This is a genomic window from Vibrio sp. 03-59-1 (assembly GCF_013114135.1).
GTDB lineage: Bacteria > Pseudomonadota > Gammaproteobacteria > Enterobacterales > Vibrionaceae > Vibrio > Vibrio cortegadensis.
In genome coordinates this window covers 1-1,525 of record NZ_VTYA01000061.1, presented here as the reverse complement: position 1 = coordinate 1,525, position 1,525 = coordinate 1, and the positions used below count along the sequence as shown (strand labels likewise).

The following is a 1,525-nucleotide window of genomic DNA, read 5'->3' as shown; positions in this document are numbered from 1 at the left end:
AAAAGGCGAACCCATTTATTCACACTAGTACGACTGACTTGCAGGTCTTTCGCTATTTGAGTGCGGGATTTTCCTCGCTTAAAGTGCTCAAGAGCCAGTAATCGTATTTTCATTTGAATGGTTTTTTGTTGGCTCACAAGTTTTTTGAAATCAGTATTATCAAGGCTATCCATAGCAATTTCCCGTAAGATGGCGACGCCCTAATTAGATCATATTTTTTCTCTAATTGGTATTAGGCCAACAAATCGCAATACATAGTCTCTAAGGGGCTTATACCAATTCCGTTAATTTTATGATCTAATAAAGATTTTTAAAAGGCGTCCTTATGAAGCATGACTTCCCGGGTTTGATTAATTCCACTTCCAAGGCTCGACTTAGAATGCGTTATTTAGCTGTTTCTCATTTTGTTGACGGTAGAAGTCGCACTAAAATAGCTAAGTACCTTAAAGTTAGTAGAGTAAGCGTCAATTAATGGGTCAAAGCATATCTCGATAATGGTCTTGAAGGACTTCAAGATAAACCACATTCTGGTAGACCCCATCGCCTAACTGATGAGCAGAAATCACAAGTCAAAGAATATGTTATCGAACTCGCAGCTAATGAAAGTGGCAACCGCCTTCAAGCGAGAGACATTGGGCTTTATATAGAGAGCCATTTCGATACATCATATAAAAAGTCGGCGCTCTATTAGTTATTACATGACATAGGTCTGAGTTGGATCACTACTCGTTCTAAGCATCCTAAGCATCCTAAGCATCCTAAGCATCCTAAGCAATCAGTTGAAGCCCAAGAAGCTTTTAAAAAACTCCCAATCGAAACGATCCTTAAGATCCCTGGTCATGCGCCCTTAAAAGATGTCCAAATATGGTTTCAAGACGAGGCTAGATTTGGTCGACGTGATACAACTACGCGAATATGGGCAGAGAAAGGTACGCGCCCCAGAGTAGTACAACAACCGCAATTCGAGTATGCATACCTGTTCGGCGCAGTATGTGTTACGACAGGAGAAGCTGAAGCGATAGTGGTTCCCCTGAGCAATATGGAAGCAATGAAATAGCAACTCAGATTAATGTCTCAAGCCAAACGGGTTGGTAAGCATGCTGTTGTTATCATGGAGCAAGCTAGTTGGCATCAGAGCCATCTTGCCGATGAATCTGAGAACCTCACAGTTATCCATATCCCACCTTATTCTCCCAAGCTTAACCCTATAGAACAGGTATGGAGTTGGCTTCGCCAAATGAAGTAGCAAACAGGTGTTTCGAAAGCTATGACGATATCGTAGAGACACTATGCGGTGCATGGAATCGGTTTTGTGAGGATAAACGCAGAGTTATGTCATTCTGCTCTAGAGGTTGGACTAAACTGATAGGGTAATTAATGGGGTAGGTATAATTAATGAGGAGTCAGCATCGGTATCGTTGGAGGCTGTAACAGATTCTGTGTAACTGCCATTTAGTTAACGTGTTTATCGAGACGTTCCTCGAACTCGATAATAAACCGACTCATAGCCTGACGCCAGTTTTGA

The 1,525-nt window shown here is 41.7% G+C and carries 1 protein-coding gene and 1 pseudogene; one reads left to right on the top strand and one right to left on the bottom strand.

Annotation, left to right across the window (positions count from 1 at the left end):
• The coding region (locus tag F0249_RS19875; protein ID WP_171757629.1) for a helix-turn-helix domain-containing protein at window positions 1–173 on the bottom strand (173 nt) is incomplete at its 3' end.
• A 152-nt stretch (window positions 174–325) separates the two neighbouring features.
• Here F0249_RS19875 and F0249_RS19870 point away from each other — a divergent pair.
• A pseudogene (locus tag F0249_RS19870) lies at window positions 326–1,374 on the top strand (IS630 family transposase).
• Window positions 1,375–1,525 lie beyond the last annotated feature (151 nt).